Raw genomic sequence first — 21,255 nt, forward strand, 5'->3', positions numbered from 1 at the left:
GCGAGATGCGCTGGTGGGACATCGACCGGGTCCTGGAGCTGGAGAGGGACCTGTTCCCCGAGGACGCCTGGTCGCGGGGGATGTTCTGGTCCGAACTGGCGCACGCGAGGGGACCGGAGGCGACCCGGCGGTACGTCGTCGCCCTTGAGGACGACCGGATCGCCGGGTACGCCGGGCTGGCCGCCCAGGGCGAACTGGGCGACATCCAGACCATCGCCGTACGCCGTGACCAGTGGGGCACCGGGCTCGGCGGCGAACTCCTCACCGAACTGCTGCGGGCCGCGACCGCCTTCGAGTGCGCCGAGGTCATGCTCGAATGCCGGGTCGACAACATCCGCGCCCAGAAGCTCTACGAGCGGTTCGGCTTCGAGCCCATCGGGTTCAGACGCGGCTACTACCAGCCGGGGAACGTGGACGCCCTGGTGATGCGGCTGACCGACCCTTCCTCCTCCGTACAAGGAACCGAGATCAATGGCTGACGAACCCCTGGTACTGGGGATCGAGACCTCCTGCGACGAGACCGGCGTCGGCATCGTCCGGGGCACGACCCTGCTGGCCGATGCCATCGCCTCCTCCGTCGACGAGCACGCCCGCTTCGGCGGGGTGGTGCCGGAGGTGGCGTCCCGGGCGCACCTGGAGGCGATGGTCCCGACCATCGAGCGCGCGCTGAAGGACGCGGGCGTGAGCGCGAGGGACCTGGACGGCATCGCGGTCACGGCCGGCCCGGGGCTCGCGGGCGCGCTGCTGGTGGGCGTCTCGGCGGCGAAGGCGTTCGCGTACGCCCTCGGCAAGCCCCTGTACGGCGTCAACCACCTCGCCTCCCACATCTGCGTCGACCAGCTGGAACACGGTCCGCTCCCCGAGCCGACGATGGCGCTGCTGGTCTCCGGCGGTCACTCGTCCCTGCTGCTGTCGTCGGACATCACCTCCGACGTACGACCGCTCGGCGCGACCATCGACGACGCGGCCGGCGAGGCCTTCGACAAGATCGCGCGCGTGCTGAACCTGGGCTTCCCGGGCGGTCCCGTCATCGACCGGTACGCGAAGGAGGGCGACCCTTCGGCGATCGCCTTCCCGCGCGGCCTCACCGGCCCCCGCGATCCCGTCTACGACTTCTCCTTCTCCGGTCTCAAGACCGCCGTGGCCCGCTGGATCGAGGCCAAGCGGGCGGCGGGCGAGGAGGTCCCGGTCCGCGATGTGTCCGCGTCCTTCCAGGAAGCGGTCGTCGACGTCCTGACCCGCAAGGCCGTCCGCGCCTGCCGCGACGAGGGCGTCGACCATCTGATGATCGGCGGCGGCGTGGCCGCCAACTCCCGGCTGCGCGCCCTGGCCCAGGAGCGCTGCGAGGCCGCGGGCATCCGGCTCCGCGTCCCCCGCCCCAAGCTGTGCACGGACAACGGCGCGATGGTGGCCGCGCTGGGCGCCGAGATGGTCGCCCGCAACCGGGCCGCGTCGAGCTGGGACCTCTCCGCGGACAGCTCCCTCCCGGTGACGGACCCGCACGTCCCGGGCAACCACGATCACGACCACGTCCACGAGGTCAGCAAGGAGAACCTGTACTCGTGACGGTCGCGTTGATGTGGGAGGCGCGGGCGGTGCAGGGCCGGGGCGCGGAACTCGTCGCGTGGGCGCGCGAACAGAAGCTCCCCGAGGCCCCGTTGCGCCGGGAGACCTTCCGGGCACCGCAGGACCGGGTGCTGGTGATCACGTGGTGGGAGGCGTCGTACGACTCCCCGGACCTCCCCGAACTCGCGGACCCGCCCGGCGAGTTGGTCACCCGGCCCGTGCACCGCTGGCGGTTCGAGTCGGTGGACGAGGGCTAGTGCCGCATCAGTCCCGACCGAGGGCTGCTCGCATCTGACCGAGCCAGTCCGTGCCCAGCCGGCGTCCGTCGGGCAGTCGGTCGTCCCGGTCCCAGCGCCACGTCGTGATCATCGCCAGCACGAGGATTCGGCACTCGCGCAACACGTCTTGATCGACGCCCGGATAGTGCTCGCCGACTTCATCGGGCGCGTGGGCGAGGTCGAATTCGACGGGCCCGCGGCAGCATGTCTCAAGGTCTGTGAACAGCAGCCCGTTCTCCGTGGTGAGCACATTGCCCGGGTGGGGCTCGCCGTGCAGCAACTGCCCGGCGCCGCCGCGCTCGCCGATCGATCGGCTCAGGCGTCGTAACGTGTCGCCGAGCAGCTGCCGGTCCGCGTCGGCGAGTTCCGGAGTGCGGTCGCGGTTCGCCACGAGGCGCTGAGCCTGTTCGACCCGGTCCGTGAAGTGCGGCGTCGGGACGTCGAGCGTGCGCATGCCGGCGTGCAGCCGCCCGAGCGCGTCGGCATAGTCGGCCGGTGGGATCTCGTGCGGTGCCACGGGCTCGTAGTAGGTCCACAGCGTGACCGTGAAGCCGTCACGCTCATGGACGCGTGGCTCCACTCGCGGCTCCAGAGCCGCCACGGGGCACCCGGATTCCGCGAGCCGCAGCGCGAGATCGACTTCGAACCGGGCGGCCTGGTGCGCTGCCGGGGCCACCCGGGCCAGGACGTCACAGGGCAGCAGACGCAGAGTGAGCCTGTTCGAGTCCTGAAGAACGATCGCGTCGTCGGCCGGCAGGCCGAGTGACGAGGCGGTCGACATGGCCGCGGCCACGGCACGCGGGATCTCCGACGCCTGCATCGTCGCCTGACTCCTCTCTTTCGTGGACAGTAGGACTCCGGCTCCGTCACCCTGGGTGCATGAACGGTGGCGTTGAGGTGAATGGTGAGCCCGAGTCGTCGGACAGTATGAAGACATTCGGGGCGTTCCTGCAGGGACTGCGGGAGCATATGGGGTTGAGCCGGGAGGAGTTCGGCGCGCTCGTCCATATGTCCAAGCACACGGTTGCTTCCATTGAGTTGGGGCGGAGGCTGCCGGATCAGCGGTTCGTGGAGCTGGCGGAGGCGGCACTGGGGAACACGGGGGCGCTGCGGAAGGCGTTCGAGAAGGTGGCGCGGCAACCGGGCTTCGCGGTCTGGTTCCGGAAGTGGGCCGCGTTGGAACAGGAAGCGGTGAGCCTGGCGACGTACGAATGCCGTCTGGTTCCGGGGCTGTTGCAGTGTGAGACCTACGCGCGTGTGGTGTTCGGCAACCGCATTCCGTTGTTGTTGGACGAACAGGTGGAGGCGCAGGCGGCAGCCCGCATGGAGCGCCAACAGATGCTCCGCGAGCGCCCCAACACCTCGTTCAGTTTCGTCATGGACGAGCACATTGTGCGACGGCGCCTGGGTGACGACGAGGTCGCACGAGCGCAACTGGACCATATGCTCGGGTACGCCCAGCTGCGCAACGTCGAGGTCCAGATCATGCCGCTCGACTGCCGGGCACATGCGGGGCTGGACGGTCCCTTGGCCTTGCTGGAGACCCCGGACGGAAGGCGTCTGGCCTACGCCGAGGGGCAGGAGACCGGCCGCTTGATCGCCGACCCGAAAGAGGCAGCCGTCCTGCATCGCAGGTATGCGACACTGCGCGCGCAGGCTCTCAGCCCCCTGGACTCCGTCGGCCTGCTGGAGCGCATCAGAGGAGAGCTATGAGCACCACTGAACTCGCGTGGTTCAAGTCCAGCTACAGCGGCACTGCGGGCGACAACTGCATAGAAGTAGCCGTCGCCCCCACCCCCAGCACCATCCACCTCCGCGACTCCAAAGACCGCACCCGCCCCCACCTCACCCTCACCCCCGCCGCCTGGGCCCCCTTCGTCGCGCACGCTGACGCGTTCTGACGGTCAGTTCACCTCTGTCTCGCAGCGCAGCATCCGGTCGGGGCCCAATCGTCGTACCGGGCCCGTCAGTTGGAGTCGGGTCACGGCTCGGGTCTCCGCGCTCGACGCCGCCAGCCGTAGCTCCAGCGCGCCCGGTTCCACCACCCGCGTCCCCTCCCGGTCCGTGAACGCCGACAGGTCCGCGTGGAAGTGGAAGGTCAGCCTCGCCGATTCGCCCGGAGGCAACTCCAGCCGCTGGTAGCCGATCAGCCGGACGTCCGGGCGGGTCACCGAGGCCACCGGGTCGTGCAGGTACAGCTGTACGACCTCCGTGCCCGCGCGCTCACCCGTGTTGCGGACGGTGACCGTCACGTCGTAGGAGCCGTCCGTGGTGATCTCGGCCGTGTCCGGTGAGACGAGGGCCCATGCGAACGTCGTGTACCCGCGGCCGTGCCCGAAGGGATACAGCGGGGTCGGGTCCAGGTTGCTGACCTCGCCCGCGAGGCCGAGCGGGGGCTGGAGGTAGGTCCACGGCTGGCCCCCCGGCACGTGCGGGACGCTCACCGGGAGGCGGCCCGACGGGTTGACGCGGCCCGACAGCACTCCCGCCACCGCCGGGCCGCCCTCCTCCCCGGGGAAGAACGCCTGGACCACCGCGCCGAGCCGGCCGTGCCAGCGGCCCAGTGCGTACGGGCGCCCGGTGAGGAGGACGAGGACCACCGGGACGCCCGTCGAGAGCAGTGCGTCCAGCAGGCCGGCCTGCACGCCGGGCAGGCCCAGGTCGGTCACGTCGCAGCCCTCGCCCGAGGTGCCGCGTCCGAACAGGCCCGCGCGGTCGCCCAGGACCGCCACGCACACGTCCGCCTCCGCGGCGCGGGCCACCGCCTCCTCGAAGCCGGAGGTGTCGGGGTCCGAGACGTCGCAGCCCTCGGCGAACGTGACCTTGGCGTCGGGGAGTTCGGCGCGCAGGGATTTGAGGACCGTGGGGATGGAGATGCCCAGGTCCACCTCGGGGTGGTGGGTGAGGACATGGGAGGGGAAGGAGTAGCAGCCGAGCATGGCGAGGGCGTCGGCGGCCCGGGGGCCGACCACGGCGATGCGGGTGTCGGGGGCCAGGGGGAGTACGCCGTCGGGGTTGTCGAGCAGGACCACGGACTCCTCGGCGAGGCGGCGGGCCAGCGCGCGGTTCGCCGTCGAGTCGAGGTCGATCGGGGTCTCCGCCTCCTGCGCAGGCGCCCAGTCCTCGTCCAGCAGTCCCAGCTCGCACTTCTGGAGCAGGACCCGGCGGGCCGCGCGGTCGACGAGCGACTCCGGGATCGTGCCCTCGCGGACCGCTGCCACCAGGGGGCGGCCGTAACACTTCAGGGTGGGGAGCTCGACGTCGATGCCCGCCGCGAGCGCCAGTCGGGCCGCCTCCGCCTCCGTACCGGCCACCCGGTGGAGGGACTGCAGGAAGCCGATGCCGAAGTAGTCGGCGACCACCGTTCCCTCGAAGTCCCACTCGTCGCGCAGGAGTTCGGTCAGCAGGCGGGGGTCCGCGGAGGCCGGTACGCCGTCCGTCTCGTTGTACGCCGCCATCACCGAGCGCGCCCCGCCCTCGCGGAGGGCCATCTCGAAGGGGGGCAGGGTGACGTCCGCGAACTCCCGCACCCCCGCCCGGACCGGGGCGAGGTTGCGGGCGCCGACGGAGGAGGCGTAGCCCGCGAAGTGCTTGAGCGTGGCGATGATCCCGGCCGACTCCAGGCCCCGGACGTACGCCGTGCCGACCGTGCCGACCAGGTACGGGTCCTCGCCGATCGTCTCCTCGACCCGTCCCCAGCGCGGGTCGCGGACCACGTCCAGGACGGGGGCCAGGCCCTGGTGGACGCCGACCGAGCGGAGGTCCTCACCTATCCTCCGGCCCAGTTCCTCGACCAGGGGCGGGTCGAAGGCGGCTCCCCAGGCGAGCGGGACGGGATAGGCCGTGGCCTGCCAGGCCGTGAAGCCGGCCAGGCACTCCTCGTGGGCGATCGCCGGGATGCCGAAGCGGCCGGCCTCGGTGATCCGGCGCTGGGCGCGGGCCAGTGCTCGCGCGCCCAGCGCCGGGGCCACCGGGGCGGTGCCGAAGGAACGGGTCAGCTGGCCGAGGCCGAGGGTGATCAGCTCGTCCCAGTCGTAGTCGGCGGTCATCTCGCGCTGCAGCGGGGCGACTCCGTCGCCGTCGGTGGCGGCACCGACCCAGACGCCGTAGAGCTGGGCGGTCTTCTCCTCCAGGGTCATCCGGGAGAGCAGGTCGTCGACGCGGGCGGTGGCGGGCAGTGCGGGGTCGCGCCAAGGAGCGGTGGTCATGAAACTCCCGTCTCTGCTCTCGCGGGTTCTCCGCGGGATCTCTGCTACGAACGCTGCTGCGAATGTTTCGTACCACACACCGAATGTTCCGGGAACCTATGGCGCACGAAGGTCTTCGTCAAGGGGGAGCGCAGGGATACGATCGCGGGCATGACGCCTCCGAAGCCCGCAGAAACGCAGACGGCGACACTCGCCGAAATCGCCCGTGAGGCCGGCGTGTCCGCTCCGACTGTTTCGAAGGTCCTCAACGGCCGCGCCGATGTCGCCCCGGCGACCCGCACCCGGGTCGAGGAGCTGCTGCGCGCCTACGGCTACCGGCGCCGGCGCGCCGAGGCCTCCCGTTCGCCGTTGATCGACCTGGTCTTCCACGAGCTGGAGAGCGCCTGGGCGATGGAGGTCATCAGGGGAGTGGAGAACGTGGCCCGGGACGCCGGGCTGAGCGTGGTGCTGAGCGAGTCCGCGGGGCGGCTGACCCCGGGGCGGACCTGGGCGGACCAGGTGGCGGCGCGGCGGCCGCACGGGGTGGTGCTGGTGCTGTCCGGGCTCGACGAGTCGCAGCGGGCGCTGCTGATGAGCCGGTCGATCCCGTTCGTGGTGATGGACCCGGCGGGCGATCCGGGGCCGGACGTGCCGTCGATCGGGGCGACCAACTGGCAGGGGGGCCTCGCCGCCACCCGGCACCTCGTCGAGCTGGGGCACCGGCGCATCGGGGCGATCAGCGGGCCCTCCCGGATGATGTGCAGCCGGGCCCGGGTGGACGGGTACCGGGCCGCCCTGGAGACCGCAGGGCTGCCCGTCGACCAGGGGCTGATCAAGGCCGGCGACTTCCACCACGACGCCGGCTACCGGCTCGGCCTGGAGCTGCTGCGCATGCCCGACCGGCCCACCGCGATCTTCACCGGCAACGACCTCCAGGCCCTCGGGCTGTACGAGGCCGCGCGTGAGCTGGGGCTGCGCATCCCGGAGGACGTGAGCATCGTCGGGTTCGACGATCTGCCGGTGGCCCGCTGGGTGGGGCCGCCGCTGACGACCGTACGGCAGCCGCTGACCGAGATGGCCGAGGCGGCGGCGCGGCTGGTCCTGGAGATGGGGCGGGCGGAGGAGGCCACGACCGCGACCCGGGTGGAGCTGGCGACGAGCCTGGTGGTGCGGTCGAGCACGGCGGCGCCGTGACGCAGGTGGCCGGAAGTTGACGTACTGACGGGTGCGTGGGCACTCCCCATACTCCCCCGAAGCCAATCGGTTCGTCGACCGAAACTTTCGGAGGAGCTTGAGGCGACTCTGAGAATCGGCTTACCGTCCCTGTGGACTGAGCAGGAGTGAGTCCGCTCAGCCGCACGCCCCGAACGGTCTTGGGCGCACTGGTCCCCGGCGTACTCGACCCCGGGGCAGCGACACGGAACCTGTCCGTGGTCCGATCCCGGGAGGCCAGTTCCCTCACGACCTGGCCATATGAGCATAGCCAGGGGCGACGGGGAGGCCCCGAACCATCACTCCGGTGGAACGGGGGCCCCGCACGCTGGCGCCATGCCCGGCGTCCCAGATCGCACGATCACCGTAGCCCGAACAGCCCAAACCACTGCAAGTCCGCAAGCCGACCATCACGCGATCGAGTTAACGGCACCTGGACCTCCGCCCAGCTCGGCAGCCTGCTGCAGAACCACATCAGCACCGAGGTCGGCCGCTACAAGGGCGAGATCGCCGCCTGGGACGTCGTCAACGAGCCCTTCAACGAGGACGGCACCTACCGGTCCACCCTCTGGTACAACGGCCTCGGCGCCGACTACATCGCCAACGCCCTGACCTGGGCACACGCGGCCGACCCGGCCGCCAAGCTGTACATCAACGACTACAACGTCGAGGGCGTCAACGCGAAGAGCACGGCCCTGTACAACCTGGTCAAGTCGCTGAAGGCGGCGGGCGTCCCGATCGACGGGGTGGGGCTCCAGGCGCACCTGATCCTCGGGCAGGTCCCCGCCACCCTCCAGCAGAACATCCAGCGCTTCGCCGACCTCGGCGTCGACGTGGCGATCACCGAGCTGGACGTCCGGATGGCGCTGCCCGCCGACAGCACCGAACTCGCCCAGCAGAAGGCCGACTTCAAGTCGGTGGTGGCCGCGTGCGTGGCCGTGACCCGCTGCGTCAACGTCACCGTGTGGGGCTTCACCGACTCCGACTCCTGGGTGGACAGCACGTTCCCCGGGTACGGGGCGGCGACGCCGTACGACGCGAACTACGCCCCGAAACCGGCGTACTACGGCATCTCGGAGGCGCTCGGCGGGACGACCACCACGCCGCCGACCGGTGCCTGCGCCGCCGCCTACAGCGTGAGCAGCCAGTGGAACACCGGCTTCACCGGCCAGGTCACCATCTCCTGCTCGGGGGCCGCGCTGTCCTCGTGGAAGGTGAACTGGACGTACGGCGCCGGGCAGCAGATCACGCAGGCCTGGAACGCCACCTGCACCCAGTCGGGCGCGGCCGTGTCCTGTGCGAACGCCTCCTACAACGGGACTGTCGGAGACGGCAGTTCGGTGACCTTCGGGTTCAACGCGTCCTGGAGCGGGAGCAATCCGGTGCCCACGGTGACCCTCGGGTGAGCGGGCCGACGGTAAGGGAGGACTGAGAAGCGTGAGATTTTCCGAAGAAAACCTCTTCACGACGCTTCCACTAACACTCCCCTAATAATTCGGACTTACGTTCCTGCCCGTGACGGGACACGAGGAGCAAGTCGAAGCGGGCAGACGGGTGGGCCGGCGGTCCAGAGCGCTGAAGATCGTCGGTCTCACCCTGGCGGGGGTCATGACGCTCGGCATCGCGGCCGCGGGGTGGGTCTATGTGCACCTCAACGACAACATCAAGAGCGTCGACATCAACAGTGCGCTCGGGGACGACCGCCCGGCGAAGGCGGTGACGACGCCCACGGCGACCGCGTCGGCCTCCGCGTCCCCGCTGCCCACCGGTTCCGTGAACATCCTGGTGCTGGGCTCGGACTCGCGCAGCGGCAAGGAGAACAAGAAACTCGGCGGCGGCAGCAGCTCGGGCGCCCGGTCCGACACCGCGATGGTCGTGCACATCGACGCCGGCCGGACGTCGGCGACCGTCGTCAGCATCCCGCGCGACACCCTGGTCACCCGCCCCTCCTGCCCGCTGTCCTCCGGCGGCTCGACGGCCGTCGCCTACAACTCGATGTTCAACAGCGCCTATTCGGTGGGCGGCGCGGTGTGCGCGGTGAAGACGGTCGAGTCGATCACCGGCGTCCGTATGGACCACTACCTGGAGATCGACTTCTCGGGCTTCGCGAAGCTCGTGGACGCGCTCGGCGGGGTGACGGTCACGACCGACCAGGACATCAACGATGACGACAGCCACCTGCACCTGAAGAAGGGCACCCACCACCTCGACGGCACCACGGCCCTGGCCCTCGCCCGCACCCGGCACGGCATAGGCGACGGCAGCGACCTCGGCCGGATAGGCCTCCAGCAGAAACTGGTGAAGGCCCTCCTCGACCGGATGGCCTCGATCAGCCTCCTCACCGATCCGGCCAAGCTCTACGAGGTCGCCGACGCGGTCACCTCCAGCCTCACCACCGACACCGGCCTGGACTCCCTCAGCGAACTGATGCGCCTGGGCCAGAGCCTGAAGGGCCTGACCTCGGACAACGTCAAGACGGTGATGATGCCCGTGGTGACCGCGCCCTCGGATCCCAACCGCGTGATCGCGAAGGAGCCGGCGGCGAGCAAGCTGTGGAAGTCGTTGCAGTAGGCGGTGCGGTAGGCAGTGCGGTAGGCGGGGCGGAAAAAAACTTCGGGGAATTCCGGCGGGCGTGTCGATCCGGCGGCGGGCCGTTCGACGCAAGGGTGAGATGCGGGGAGAGACCCCGCAGCAGTGGATCCCGAGGAGTCACCATGCCCCGTTACCTGTCGCTCGTGCGCATCGACGAGAGCTCCGTCCCCGCCGAGGGCCCCAGCGAGGCGCTGATGCAGCGGATGGGGGAGCTGATCGAGGAGATCACCAAGGCCGGCGTGATGCTGGACACCGCCGGGCTGACGCCGACCGCCGACGGCACCCGGGTGCACTGGGAGGGCGGGAAGATCTCCGTCACCGACGGGCCGTTCACCGAGTCCAAGGAGGTCGTCGGCGGTTACGCGATCATGCAGTGCAAGGACAAGGCCGAGGCCCTGGAGTGGACCAAGCGGTTCCTGAAGGTGCACGAGGAGTTCTGGACGGTCACCTGCGAGGTGCGGGAGATCGCGGAGGGCTGACCTTCCTGGCACATGTCCGACGGTGGGTGTTGCATGGGGGGCTGTGAGCACACAGCCCCCCGCCGGGGCCGACCCGCGGCACGCCATCGAGACCGTCTTCCGGCTGGAGTCGCCCCGCGTGATCGCCGGCGTCGCCCGGATCGTCCGGGACGTCGGCATCGCGGAGGAACTCGCGCAGGACGCCCTGGTCGCCGCCCTGGAGCAGTGGCCCCGCGACGGCGTGCCCGACAACCCGGGCGCCTGGCTCATGGCCACCGCCCGCCATCGCGCCGTCGACCTCGTCCGGCGCCGGGAGAACTACGCCCGCAAGCTCGCGGAGATCGGCCGCAGCACCGAGACGACCGCCCCGCCGGAGGAACCCGCCGACCCGGACGACATCGACGACGACCTGCTCCGGCTCGTCTTCACCTCCTGCCATCCGGTGCTGTCGCCGGAGGCCCGCACCGCCCTCACCCTGCGCCTCCTCGGCGGCCTGAGCACCGCCGAGATCGCCCGCGCGTTCCTGACCCCGGAACCGACGATCGCCCAGCGCATCGTCCGCGCCAAGCGCACCCTCGCGAGCAGGAACATCGCCTTCGAGGTGCCGTACGGTCCGGACCGCGAGGCCCGTCTCGGCTCCGTCCTGGACGTCATCTACCTGATCTACAACGAGGGGTACGCGGCCACGGCGGGCGACGACTGGCTGCGCCCGTCGCTCTGCGAGGACGCCCTGCGCCTGGCCCGGGTGCTGTCCTCCCTGATGCCGAAGGAACCGGAGGTGCACGCCCTGACCGCGCTGCTGGAGTTCCAGTCGTCCCGGGCCGCCGCCCGCACCGGCCCCGACGGCGCACCGGTCCTCCTCAGGGACCAGAACCGCCGCCGCTGGAACCGCATGCTCGTCGCGAGGGGCATCAGGGCCCTGGCCCGCGCCGACGCCACGGCCACCGGCGCCCCGGGGCCGTACGCCCTCCAGGCGGCCATCGCGGCCTGCCACGCGCACGCGTACACGTACGAGGAGACGGACTGGACGGCCATCGCCACCCTCTACGGGCTGCTGGCCGTCCGGTCCCCGTCCCCCGTCGTCGAGTTGAACCGGGCCGTGGCCGTGTCGATGGCGCGGGGACCGGCGGCCGGTCTGGAGATCGCGGACCGGCTGACGGCCGAACCGGCCCTCCGCGACTACCACTTGCTGCCCAGCGTCCGGGGCGACCTGCTCGCCCGCCTGGGCCGCACGGCGGAGGCCCGTACCGAGTTCGAACGCGCTGCCCGACTGGCCCGCAACGAACGCGAACGCGAGCTGCTGCTGCGGCGGGCACGAGAGCTCTAGCCCGGTCGCCAGGGTGCGGCCCGGTATGGGCCGGTCGCGCAGTTCCCCGCGCCCCTGAAAGCAGGGGGCCAGGGTGAGCGCCCCTTCAGGGGCGCGGGGAACTGCGCGACCAGCCACGACGGTGCGGCAGACACCCGACGGCCCATCGCGGCCCATCGCCGCGCACCGCGCCGCACCGCTCAGGACCGCGCCGGGTGGCCCAGCAGCATCGTCGGGGCGCCCGCCACCCGGGTCAGGAACACGGTCGCCGTGTTGCGTCCCTGCGGCTTCGGCAGGGCCTTGCGGCGCAGTTCCTCCGGCTCCACGGCCGACCCGCGCTTCTTCACGGTCAGGGCGCCGACCTCGCGCTCCCGCAGCAGGGCCTTCAGCTTCTTCACGTTGAACGGGAGGCGGTCGGTGATCTCGTACGCCGACGCGTAGTTGGTCGCGTGGAGCGCGTCCGCCGTGACGTACGCGATCGTCGGGTCGATCAGGCCGCCGTCGAGCTGTTCGGCCACCTCGGCGACCAGGTGGGCGCGGATGACGGCGCCGTCGGGTTCGTACAGGTAACGGCCCACGGGCCGGACGCGCGGATCGGGCAGGCCCCTGCCGAGCAGCGTGCGCGGGCCGGGGAGGAGGGTGGCGCGCACCGCCCCCGGTTCCGTCCCGAACCAGAGGACCGCCTCCTTCACCTCGCCCGCGTCCGAGATCCACTCCGCCTCGGCGTCCGCCGGGATCGCCTCGTGCGGGACTCCGGGGGCGATCTTCAGCGCGGCGACCCTGGCCGTCGACGCGGCCCCGACCGCCCAGGAGAGGGGCGGCGAGTAGGCCTCCGGGTCGAAGATGCGGCCGCGGCCGCCGCGCCGGGCCGGGTCGACGAACACGGCGTCGTAGCCGGCCGTGTCCACCTCCTGGACGTCCGCCTCCCGTACCTCGACCAGGCCGGCGAGGCCGAGCGCGTCGGCGTTCGCCCGGGCCGTGGCCGCCGTCGCCGGATCCCGGTCCACGGCGAGCACCCGGATCCCCGCCCGCGCGAGCGCGATCGCGTCGCCCCCGATCCCGCAGCACAGGTCGGCGACCGAGGTCACCCCGAGCGCCTTCAGCCGCTCCGCCCGGTACGTGGCGACACTCGCCCGCGTCGACTGCTCGACCCCGTTCGGCGTGAAGAACATGCGGTCCGCGTCCGCGTCCCCGAACTTCGCCGCCGCCCGCTGCCGCAGCCGGGCCTGGGCGAGCGCCGCCGACACCAGCTCGGCCGGGTGCTCGCGGCGCAGCCGGGTGGCCACGGCGAGTTCGTCGGCGGGCGCGGTGCCGCGCACCTCGTCGAGGAGGGCGCGGCCCTCGGGGGTGAGGAGGGGGGCGAGGGGGTCGTTCACCAGGTTCACCGGTTCGTTCACCGGTTCATTGTCGGCCAGTCGGTGGATGGTTCGCCTCCGGCGGCGGTGTCTGCCCCGGTTCCGGGCGGGGGCCTGGAAGGATCCGACGCCATGCGAGCAGTCGTACAAAATGACAAAAATGGGTTGAGAGCGGGCGTGGTGGGTCTCCTGTCCATCGCGTCCGCCGCCGCCCTGCTGTCCGGCTGTGCGGGATCGGACACCGACTCCGCCGCCCGTCCCGCCGCCGGCCAGCAGGCGCACCACGCCGCCGCCCCCGACTCCCGTGCCGCCCTGATCGCCGCCACCAGCAGGTGGGACCTGGACGCGGTCCCGCTCAGCCCCCCGGCCCCGCCGAAGCGCAAGCCGAGGATCACCGCGCGCGCCGGTTTCGAGGTGGACGGGCAGGAGGAGGACGACCTGCCCCCGGTCTTCACCACGGTCCCGACCAGGCAGAAGGTCGTCTTCCTCACGATCGACGACGGCGCCGAGAAGGACCCGCGGTTCCTCCGGATGATGAGCGACCTGAAGATCCCCTACAGCGCGTTCCTCAGCAACTACCTGGTCAAGGACGACTACGGCTACTTCCGGACGATGCAGGCCGAGGGCCACACCCTGAACAACCACACCCTGACCCACCCCTACCTGCCGGGCCTGAGCTACGAGGAGCAGAAGCACGAGATCTGCGGGATGCAGACGATCATGAAGAGGGAGTTCGGAAAGGCGCCGACGGTCTTCCGCCCGCCCTACGGCAACTACAACGGCGACACCCTGCGCGCCGCCAAGGCCTGCGGCATCAAGTACGCGCCGATCTGGGACGAGGAGGTGTACGTCGACCACTGGGAGTACCGCGAGGACGACCGCAGCCTGCACCCCGGGGACATCGTGCTCACCCACTTCCGGGGCCTGAACGAGTGGAACGGCACGATGGTCGACGACATGCGCCGCTTCCTGAACAAGGTCACACGCGAGGGATACGCGGTGGCGCGCCTGGAGGACTACCTGTGAGCCGCCCGAGGGCGGCGGCGCTCCTGACCGCCGCCGCCCTCCTGCTCGCGAGCTGTGCCCAGTCCGTGGACCCCATCGAGCGGCTGGGCAAGAAGGCCGCGGACGGGGTTCGGCCGCACAGCCCGGCGGGCGAACAGCCGTACCGGCACTGGGGCCTCACCGCGCCCCTCCCGGCGGCCCCGCACCCCCCGTCCCACCCGCTCTCCGTCCACGCCACGCTGCCCCCGGTCGTCGACCACGTCGCCACCACCGACCGGGTCGTCTTCCTCACCTACGACGACGGCGCCGAGAAGGACCCCCGCTTCGTGGACATGGTCCGCGAACTGCGCCTGCCGGTGAGCATGTTCCTCACGGACAGCGTGGTCGGCCCCGGCTACGGCCACTTCGCCCGGCTCCAGTCGGTGGGCGCGAGCGTCCAGAACCACACCCTCGACCACCCGGCCATGCCCGGCCTGCCGTACGCGGGCCAGCGCGCCGAGATCTGCGGCCAGCAGGAGAAGCTGAAGTCCCGCTTCGGCATCCGCCCCCGCTTCTTCCGCCCGCCCTACGGCACGTACGACACCACCACCCTGCGTGCGGCGGCCGACTGCGGAGTGACGGCGGTGGTCCTGTGGCGGGCGGCGATGACCGCCGACAGCATCGAGTACCGCAACGGCGAGAAACAGCTCCGCCCCGGCGACATCATCCTGGTCGGCCCCGACGAGGCCCTGGGCCCCACCCTGCGAGAACGCACGGCCCGCCTCCTCCGCCGGGTCCAGGCGAGCGGCCTGACGGTGGGACGGCTGGAGGACTACCTGTAGGCAGGACTCTCAGCCCGTCCGGCGTTCGAGGACGACCGACTCCAGCCGCCCTTTTTCGGCGCCGCGCCGCAGGCAATTGGCACTCCGCTTGACCGAGTGCTAATCGCGGTCATAGTCTCGGCTCTGGCACTCGGCAGATGAGAGTGCCAACAACGCGACGGGCAGGTCCGGCACCCGCGACGACGGATCCACCTGGTCGCCACCTCAGACAGTTAACCCCGTGAGATCTCCGAAGGGGGAGGTCGGATCGTGACGACCGCCAGCTCCAAGGTTGCCATCAAGCCGCTTGAGGACCGCATCGTGGTCCAGCCGCTCGACGCCGAGCAGACCACGGCCTCCGGCCTGGTCATCCCGGACACCGCGAAGGAGAAGCCCCAGGAGGGCGCCGTCCTCGCCGTGGGCCCGGGCCGTTTCGAGAACGGCGAGCGCCTGCCGCTCGACGTCAAGGTCGGCGACGTCGTGCTCTACAGCAAGTACGGCGGCACCGAGGTGAAGTACAACGGCGACGAGTACCTCGTCCTCTCGGCTCGCGACGTGCTCGCGATCATCGAGAAGTAAGCCTGCGACTTACCACCTCAAGCATTCCGCTTGAAGCTGCGCCCCTGGCCCCCGCGATCGTTTGAGAAGCCGGGTGCCAGGGGCGCAGTCTTGTTCACCCCAGAATTCCGAGAGGGCTCCCGCTGCCATGGCGAAGATCCTGAAGTTCGACGAGGACGCCCGTCGCGCCCTTGAGCGCGGCGTCAACAAGCTTGCCGACACGGTGAAGGTGACGATCGGCCCCAAGGGCCGCAACGTCGTCATCGACAAGAAGTTCGGCGCCCCCACCATCACCAACGACGGCGTCACCATCGCCCGCGAGGTCGAGATCGACGACCCGTACGAGAACCTCGGCGCCCAGCTGGTGAAGGAGGTGGCGACCAAGACCAACGACATCGCGGGTGACGGTACGACCACCGCCACCGTGCTGGCCCAGGCGCTCGTTCGCGAGGGCCTGAAGAACGTCGCCGCGGGTGCCTCCCCGGCCGCCCTGAAGAAGGGCATCGACGCCGCCGTCGCCGCCGTCTCCGAGGACCTGCTCGCCTCGGCCCGCGCGATCGAGGACAAGTCCGACATCGCCGCCGTCGCCGCGCTGTCCGCCCAGGACACGCAGGTCGGCGAGCTCATCGCCGAGGCGATGGACAAGGTCGGCAAGGACGGTGTCATCACCGTCGAGGAGTCCAACACCTTCGGTCTGGAGCTGGACTTCACCGAGGGCATGGCCTTCGACAAGGGCTACCTGTCCCCGTACTTCGTGACGGACCAGGAGCGCATGGAGGCCGTCCTGGAGGACCCCTACATCCTCATCAACCAGGGCAAGATCTCCTCCATCGCGGACCTGCTGCCGCTGCTCGAGAAGATCATCCAGTCCAACGCCTCGAAGCCGCTGCTGATCATCGCCGAGGACGTGGACGGCGAGGCCCTCTCCACCCTCGTGGTGAACAAGATCCGCGGCACCTTCAACGCGGTCGCGGTCAAGGCCCCCGGCTTCGGCGACCGCCGCAAGGCGATGCTGCAGGACCTGGCGATCCTCACCGGCGCCACGGTCATCTCCGAGGAGGTCGGCCTCAAGCTCGACCAGGTCGGCACCGACGTGCTGGGCTCCGCCCGCCGCGTCACCGTCACCAAGGACGACACCACGGTCGTCGACGGCGCCGGTGACTCCGAGGCCGTCGTCGGGCGTGTCGCCCAGATCAAGGCCGAGATCGAGAACACCGACTCCGACTGGGACCGCGAGAAGCTCCAGGAGCGCCTCGCGAAGCTGGCCGGCGGCGTGTGCGTGATCAAGGTCGGCGCCGCCACCGAGGTGGAGCTGAAGGAGAAGAAGCACCGTCTGGAGGACGCCATCTCCGCGACCCGCGCCGCGGTCGAGGAGGGCATCGTCTCCGGTGGCGGCTCCGCGCTCGTCCACGCCGCGAAGGTCCTGGAGGACGGCCTCGGCAAGACCGGCGACGAGGCGACCGGTGTCGCCGTCGTCCGCCGCGCCGTCGTCGAGCCCCTGCGCTGGATCGCCGAGAACGCCGGCCTGGAGGGCTACGTCATCACCTCCAAGGTCGCCGAGCTCGACAAGGGCCAGGGCTTCAACGCCGCCACCGGCGAGTACGGCGACCTGGTCAAGGCCGGCGTCATCGACCCGGTCAAGGTCACCCGCTCCGCCCTGGAGAACGCCGCCTCCATCGCCTCCCTGCTCCTGACGACCGAGACCCTGGTCGTCGAGAAGAAGGAAGAGGAAGAGGCCGCTGCCGCGGGCCACTCCCACGGCCACGCGCACTGAGGCACTCCCGCCTGACAGAAGAAGCCCCCGCTCCCGGTCGTCCGCCGGAAGCGGGGGCTTCGCCCCTCGCGGGCTTTCACTGTGGTCTCAGTTCTCCAGCGCGTCCAGTGCCCCGAGCTGACCCATCAGTCCGAGCCGGTCGTACTCCCACCAGGCCTCGGCGATCTTCCCGCCGTCGTCGAAGCGGTGGATCGTCGTCCCGGTCATCTTGACCAGCTGCCGGCTGTTCGGCAGCCCCAGGAACTCCGCCTTCTGCCGGCCCTTCCAGATCCACCTGGTGCACACCCGGTCGTCCTGGGTGAACTGGTCCTCGACATGGAACGTGAAGTCGAAGGCGCTCCGCCACATCTCGATCTCGCGCCGGATCGCGTCCATGCCGATGGTGGCCTGCTCGTTGCCCGGGTCGTGGTCGTGACAGTCCTCGGCGAGCAGACCGTCCAGCGGAGCCAGCGGGCCGGCCGCGGCGATCGTCTCGAAGTACCGCCGCGCGGTACCGGCGTACAGCCGTTCGTCGCGCACCACGTCCAGATCGGTGAACGTCGGCATCTCGTCGCACAGCGCCAGCAACTCGTGGAAGACCCGGTCGGTCTCGGGGAGGTTCGAGTTGCGCATCGCCTCCTCGTACGACGGGAACTCCACGATCTCGACGACGTGCGACGCGTCGGAGCGGTCCCTGCCGACCACCGCGTGCGTCGCCGTCCGCTTCCCCTTGGTCTGCTCGACCCACCTGCCGATCAGCCGGTTCATCTCGTCCAGTCGGCTGGTTCTGCACTCGATGAGCTGCACGAACGTCATGACACCGCCTCCGGCCCCCCTGGGTCCGGTCCCTCACGCCCATTTTCCCACCGGCCCGGCCGCCGTTCCTGCGCGACGGCGACTGCGACTGCTACTGCGGCCCGTACTTGCGCCCCGTCTTCGAGCTGATCCCGCCCACCAGGCCGCGCGGTGCCATCCTCGCCAGGCCCGTCAGCACCTTGTACCGCGGGTCCGGGATCGACAGCGTCCTCCCGCGGGCCAGGTCGGCGAGCGCCGCCGCGACCAGCTTGTCCGCGTCCAGCCACATCCAGCCCGGGATGTTGTCCGTGCCCATCCCGGCCCGCTCGTGGAACTCCGTACGGACGAACCCCGGCGCCAGCGCCATCAGCCGCACCCCGCTGTCCGCGAGATCGCGCGCCGCGCCCTGCGTGAACTGCACGACCCACGACTTCGAGGCGCCGTACGTACCGCGCGGCACGAAGGCCGCCACCGACGCCACGTTCACCACACCGCCGCGCCCGCGCTCCCGCATCCCCTCGACCGCCGCCGCCGTCAGCCGCAGCACCGCCTCGCAGTGCACCTTGAGCATGCGCAGCTCGTCGGCCATCGGCACATCGAGGAAACGGCCCTTGTTCCCGAAGCCCGCGTTGTTGACCAGCAGGTCGATCGGGTTCCTGCGGTCGCCGAGGCGGGCGGCGACCGACTCGATGCCGGCGTCCTCGGCGAGGTCGGCGGTGAGCACCTCCGCCTCGATGCCGTGCCGGTCGTGCAGCTCGGTCGCCTGTTCGCGCAGCCGTTTGGTGTCCCGCGCCACCAGGACGAGGTTGTGCCCGTCTGCCGCCAGCCGCCGCGCGAACGCGGCACCGATCCCCGCGGTCGATCCCGTAATCAGAGCCGTTGTCATGGCCCAAGGGTAGTTACCCGGACCGGCGGCGTCCGCTGCGCGCACCGGCTCTCCCGAAGGGTGAAGTGCTGGTGAACGGCATATGCGTGACGGCCGTTCAGTCCCTTCCTGCCGCCGGCTGCGCCGCCACGTACTTCCGGGCCTGCGCCAGCGCCTCCGAGTGCAGCGCCTCGCCCGCCGCGAGCAACCGCGGCAGCAGCTCCCGCTCCGTGGTGACCGCGCGGAACTGCATCGCCGCCGTCACCCCGTGCTCCGGACGGTGCACGATCTCGATCGGGTCGCCGGCTCTGATCTCACCCGGTTCGATCACCCGGAGGTAGGCACCGGTCGCACCCTTCCGCGTGAACCTCTTCACCCATCCCCGCTCGCCCAGATGGCCCTGAAAAGTACGGCACGGGATGCGCCCGGAGGTGACCTCCAGTACGACCTCGGAACCGATCCGCCAGCGCTCGCCGATCAGCGCCTCCGACACGTTCAGCCCGTTTGTCGTGAGGTTCTCACCGAAACAGCCGTTCGCCAGCGGCCGGCCGAGCTCCTCGCCCCAGTCGTCGAGGTCCTCGCGCGCGTACGCGTACACCGCCTGGTCGTCGCCGCCGTGATGACGCAGATCGCAGACCGCGTCCCCGGCCAGCCCGCTGCCCGCGGCCCCCTTCGGCCCGGGCGCCGCCACCCGCACCGGTCCGTCCGCCGGCTGCTTGTCGATGCCGGTCACGCCGTCCTTCTGGTCCGTGTACGGCACGGCACGCGCGCGTCCCAGGTTGACCGAGAGAAGCTCCATGCTCCGACGGTACGGGACCGCACCTCAAAGCGTCGACGCGTTATCGGGCGTTCTGTCCAAGCCCGCCTTATGCACGCTTATGCTCGAAGGGTGATCGAGGCCCGTCATCTCCGTGTCCTGCGCGCCGTCGCCACCACCGGTTCCTTCTCGGCGGCGGGGCGCGAACTGGGCTGCACCCAGCCCGCCGTCAGCCAGCAGATGAAGGCCCTGGAGGCCTCCGTCGGCACCCCGCTGCTGGTGCGCAACGGCCGCGAGATGCGCCTGACCCAGGCCGGCGAGGCCCTGGTCCGGCACGCCTCCGGGATCCTCGCCGGGCTCACCGCCGCCGAGGAGGAGGTCGCCGCGATCGCCGGCCTGCGCGCCGGCCGGGTCCGCCTGGTCTCCTTCCCGAGCGGCAGCTCCACCCTCGTCCCGACGGCCCTCGCCGCCCTGCGCGCGGCGCACCCCGGCACCCGCGTCTCCCTGGAGGAGGCCGAGCCCCCGAAGTCCGTGGAGCTGCTGCGCGACGGCGACTGCGACATCGCGCTGGCCTTCCGCTACGAGGGCGCGACGGGTGCGGACGGCGCCGAGGAATGGGCCGACCTGGTCGTACGGCCGCTGCTCACGGACCGCCTCGTCGGCCTGGTGCCCGAACGGCACCGGCTCGCCCGCGCGGAGTCCGTCGCCATCGGGGAACTCGCCGACGAGCCCTGGATCGCGGGCTGCCCGCGCTGCCGGGGACAGCTCGTCGAGGTGTGCGAGGGCGCGGGCTTCACGCCCCGCATCGACTTCGCCACCGACGACTACCCGGCCGTGGTCGGCCTGGTCGGCGCGGGGCTGGGCGTCGCCGTCCTGCCCCAGCTGGCGATCGAGTCGGTACGCCCGAGAGGCGCGCGCACGGTGGCGCTGGAACCGGCGGTGCGGCGGGAGATCGTCGCCCTCACCCTGCCCGACCTGGCACAGGTGCCGGCCGTGGCGGCGACGCTGGAGCAACTGGGCCGGGCGGCGCGGCGGGCGTGACGAGAACGCCGGGCACGCGCGCGTGCCCGGAAGAGACGCTCCTGATGTGAAGAAACGTTCTTTCGGGTGTCTTCAGGCGTCTTCAGGTGTCAGAGGCGGGGCTGCCGCTGGTCGTCGACGCCGACACCAGCCTGTTGCGCGCCCGCCCCATGAGCTCTTCGCGCTCGTCCTCGGTCAGGCCGCCCCACACACCGTACGGCTCGCGTACAGCCAGTGCGTGCGCCGCGCACTCCGCGCGGACCGGGCACCTCATGCAGACCTCCTTGGCCGAGTTCTCACGGGCACTCCGAGCCGCCCCGCGCTCGCCTTCGGGATGGAAGAAGAGCGAGCTGTCGACCCCACGGCAGGCAGCGAGGAGCTGCCAGTCCCACAGGTCCGCGTTCGGTCCGGGAAGGCGGGAGAAATCTGCCATTACGTGACCCCTTGTAGCCGTTCTGGGCGGATACGGTGCCAACGACCGTACATCTCCGGTCTAGAGAGATGAAAATATGACTCATTGGCAATCTAGCCCCAGACACCGTGAAACGGGAAGAAAAAGGGCTAAATGGGGCATTGGATGTGATGAAAAGTTGAGGGTCTGACGTCCATGTCTCCACCGTGTCCGCCCCCTCACGTAGAGTGCCGAAGACGGCATGCAGCCCCGTAACTCTTTCGAGTGACCGTCGTTGAGAGTGCGGTGGCGGTTGAAGCAACAAGCGCTCGGGCAGGCGTCCGAGACGTTCGACCG

22 protein-coding genes are annotated in these 21,255 nt (G+C 70.8%); 15 read left to right on the forward strand and 7 right to left on the reverse strand.

Translation table 11 applies throughout. From position 1 onward, the window contains the following. Positions 1–5: 5 nt before the first annotated feature. Genes rimI through AB0D85_RS01395 form a run of 3 tightly spaced genes read left to right on the forward strand, consistent with a single transcriptional unit; the run spans position 6 to position 1,823 of the window. The gene (rimI, locus tag AB0D85_RS01385) at positions 6–479 is read left to right on the forward strand and encodes a ribosomal protein S18-alanine N-acetyltransferase (RefSeq protein ID WP_362313420.1); all 474 of its coding nucleotides are present in this window, start codon (positions 6–8) and stop codon (positions 477–479) included. Next, complete coding sequence (gene tsaD, locus AB0D85_RS01390) at positions 472–1,566, forward strand: tRNA (adenosine(37)-N6)-threonylcarbamoyltransferase complex transferase subunit TsaD (RefSeq protein WP_362312223.1); 1,095 nt, start codon at positions 472–474, stop codon at positions 1,564–1,566. The genes rimI and tsaD overlap by 8 nt, the downstream gene beginning before the upstream one ends. Beyond that, the gene (locus AB0D85_RS01395) at positions 1,563–1,823 is read left to right on the forward strand and encodes a hypothetical protein (protein WP_362312224.1); all 261 of its coding nucleotides are present in this window, start codon (positions 1,563–1,565) and stop codon (positions 1,821–1,823) included. Before tsaD ends, AB0D85_RS01395 begins: the two co-directional genes overlap by 4 nt. A 7-nt stretch (positions 1,824–1,830) precedes the next feature. Here the strand turns inward: AB0D85_RS01395 and AB0D85_RS01400 are convergent, their stop codons facing one another. Continuing rightward, positions 1,831–2,664: an aminoglycoside phosphotransferase family protein gene (locus tag AB0D85_RS01400; RefSeq protein ID WP_362312225.1), complete on the reverse strand. Its 834-nt coding sequence runs from the start codon at positions 2,662–2,664 to the stop codon at positions 1,831–1,833. 59 nt (positions 2,665–2,723) lie between these two features. Here AB0D85_RS01400 and AB0D85_RS01405 point away from each other — a divergent pair, with 59 nt between their 5' ends. Beyond that, a complete protein-coding gene (locus AB0D85_RS01405; RefSeq protein WP_362312226.1) occupies positions 2,724–3,557 on the forward strand; it encodes a helix-turn-helix transcriptional regulator in 834 nt (277 codons plus the stop codon). Beyond that, the gene (locus AB0D85_RS01410) at positions 3,554–3,745 is read left to right on the forward strand and encodes a DUF397 domain-containing protein (protein WP_362312227.1); all 192 of its coding nucleotides are present in this window, start codon (positions 3,554–3,556) and stop codon (positions 3,743–3,745) included. Before AB0D85_RS01405 ends, AB0D85_RS01410 begins: the two co-directional genes overlap by 4 nt. Positions 3,746–3,748: 3 nt before the next feature. On the opposite strand, the gene AB0D85_RS01415 is transcribed toward AB0D85_RS01410, so the two are convergent. Next, positions 3,749–6,052, reverse strand: a complete 2,304-nt coding sequence (locus AB0D85_RS01415) for a glycoside hydrolase family 3 N-terminal domain-containing protein (RefSeq protein WP_362312229.1) — start codon at positions 6,050–6,052, stop codon at positions 3,749–3,751. A 150-nt stretch (positions 6,053–6,202) separates the two neighbouring features. Between AB0D85_RS01415 and AB0D85_RS01420 the strand changes: the two genes are divergently transcribed. The 5 genes from AB0D85_RS01420 (at position 6,203) to AB0D85_RS01440 (ending at position 11,620) form a co-directional block, all read left to right on the forward strand. After that, positions 6,203–7,225: a LacI family DNA-binding transcriptional regulator gene (locus tag AB0D85_RS01420; RefSeq protein WP_362312230.1), complete on the forward strand. Its 1,023-nt coding sequence runs from the start codon at positions 6,203–6,205 to the stop codon at positions 7,223–7,225. A 236-nt stretch (positions 7,226–7,461) separates the two neighbouring features. Further along, positions 7,462–8,649, forward strand: coding sequence for an endo-1,4-beta-xylanase (locus AB0D85_RS01425; protein ID WP_362312232.1), 1,188 nt, complete (start codon positions 7,462–7,464; stop codon positions 8,647–8,649). A 109-nt stretch (positions 8,650–8,758) separates the two neighbouring features. Beyond that, entirely contained in the window at positions 8,759–9,814 is a 1,056-nt protein-coding gene (locus AB0D85_RS01430) for an LCP family protein (RefSeq protein ID WP_362312233.1), read from the forward strand. A 143-nt stretch (positions 9,815–9,957) separates the two neighbouring features. After that, entirely contained in the window at positions 9,958–10,314 is a 357-nt protein-coding gene (locus tag AB0D85_RS01435; RefSeq protein WP_123974762.1) for a YciI family protein, read from the forward strand. Between the two features lie 43 nt (positions 10,315–10,357). Next, positions 10,358–11,620, forward strand: coding sequence for an RNA polymerase sigma factor (locus AB0D85_RS01440; RefSeq protein ID WP_362312235.1), 1,263 nt, complete (start codon positions 10,358–10,360; stop codon positions 11,618–11,620). Positions 11,621–11,799: 179 nt separating this feature from the next. On the opposite strand, the gene AB0D85_RS01445 is transcribed toward AB0D85_RS01440, so the two are convergent. Continuing rightward, positions 11,800–12,975, reverse strand: coding sequence for a class I SAM-dependent methyltransferase (locus AB0D85_RS01445; protein ID WP_362313423.1), 1,176 nt, complete (start codon positions 12,973–12,975; stop codon positions 11,800–11,802). 111 nt (positions 12,976–13,086) lie between these two features. Here AB0D85_RS01445 and AB0D85_RS01450 point away from each other — a divergent pair, with 111 nt between their 5' ends. The 4 genes from AB0D85_RS01450 (at position 13,087) to groL (ending at position 17,091) form a co-directional block, all read left to right on the forward strand. Then, positions 13,087–13,980, forward strand: coding sequence for a polysaccharide deacetylase family protein (locus AB0D85_RS01450; RefSeq protein ID WP_362312237.1), 894 nt, complete (start codon positions 13,087–13,089; stop codon positions 13,978–13,980). Then, positions 13,977–14,780, forward strand: a complete 804-nt coding sequence (locus AB0D85_RS01455; RefSeq protein WP_362312238.1) for a polysaccharide deacetylase family protein — start codon at positions 13,977–13,979, stop codon at positions 14,778–14,780. Before AB0D85_RS01450 ends, AB0D85_RS01455 begins: the two co-directional genes overlap by 4 nt. Before the next feature lie 249 nt (positions 14,781–15,029). Continuing rightward, a complete protein-coding gene (gene groES, locus AB0D85_RS01460; RefSeq protein WP_004955293.1) occupies positions 15,030–15,338 on the forward strand; it encodes a co-chaperone GroES in 309 nt (102 codons plus the stop codon). Between the two features lie 127 nt (positions 15,339–15,465). After that, positions 15,466–17,091, forward strand: coding sequence for a chaperonin GroEL (groL, locus tag AB0D85_RS01465; RefSeq protein WP_362312239.1), 1,626 nt, complete (start codon positions 15,466–15,468; stop codon positions 17,089–17,091). Positions 17,092–17,178: 87 nt separating this feature from the next. On the opposite strand, the gene AB0D85_RS01470 is transcribed toward groL, so the two are convergent. The 3 genes from AB0D85_RS01470 to AB0D85_RS01480 all read right to left on the reverse strand — a co-directional run bounded on the left by AB0D85_RS01470 (position 17,179) and on the right by AB0D85_RS01480 (position 19,529). After that, a complete protein-coding gene (locus tag AB0D85_RS01470) occupies positions 17,179–17,886 on the reverse strand; it encodes an ester cyclase (protein WP_362312241.1) in 708 nt (235 codons plus the stop codon). Between the two features lie 91 nt (positions 17,887–17,977). Further along, positions 17,978–18,751 (reverse strand): SDR family oxidoreductase, encoded by a 774-nt coding sequence (locus AB0D85_RS01475; RefSeq protein WP_362312242.1) that lies wholly within the window; start codon positions 18,749–18,751, stop codon positions 17,978–17,980. 97 nt (positions 18,752–18,848) lie between these two features. After that, positions 18,849–19,529 carry an MOSC domain-containing protein gene (locus tag AB0D85_RS01480; RefSeq protein ID WP_362312244.1) on the reverse strand — a complete coding sequence of 227 codons (681 nt, stop codon included), beginning with the start codon at positions 19,527–19,529 and terminating at the stop codon, positions 18,849–18,851. 90 nt (positions 19,530–19,619) lie between these two features. Between AB0D85_RS01480 and AB0D85_RS01485 the strand changes: the two genes are divergently transcribed. After that, the gene (locus AB0D85_RS01485) at positions 19,620–20,528 is read left to right on the forward strand and encodes a LysR family transcriptional regulator (RefSeq protein WP_362312246.1); all 909 of its coding nucleotides are present in this window, start codon (positions 19,620–19,622) and stop codon (positions 20,526–20,528) included. An 82-nt stretch (positions 20,529–20,610) separates the two neighbouring features. Here the strand turns inward: AB0D85_RS01485 and AB0D85_RS01490 are convergent, their stop codons facing one another. After that, entirely contained in the window at positions 20,611–20,940 is a 330-nt protein-coding gene (locus AB0D85_RS01490; RefSeq protein WP_351714072.1) for a WhiB family transcriptional regulator, read from the reverse strand. Positions 20,941–21,255 lie beyond the last annotated feature (315 nt).

This window comes from Streptomyces sp. NPDC048277 (genome assembly GCF_040652235.1).
In the GTDB taxonomy this organism is placed as follows: domain Bacteria; phylum Actinomycetota; class Actinomycetes; order Streptomycetales; family Streptomycetaceae; genus Streptomyces.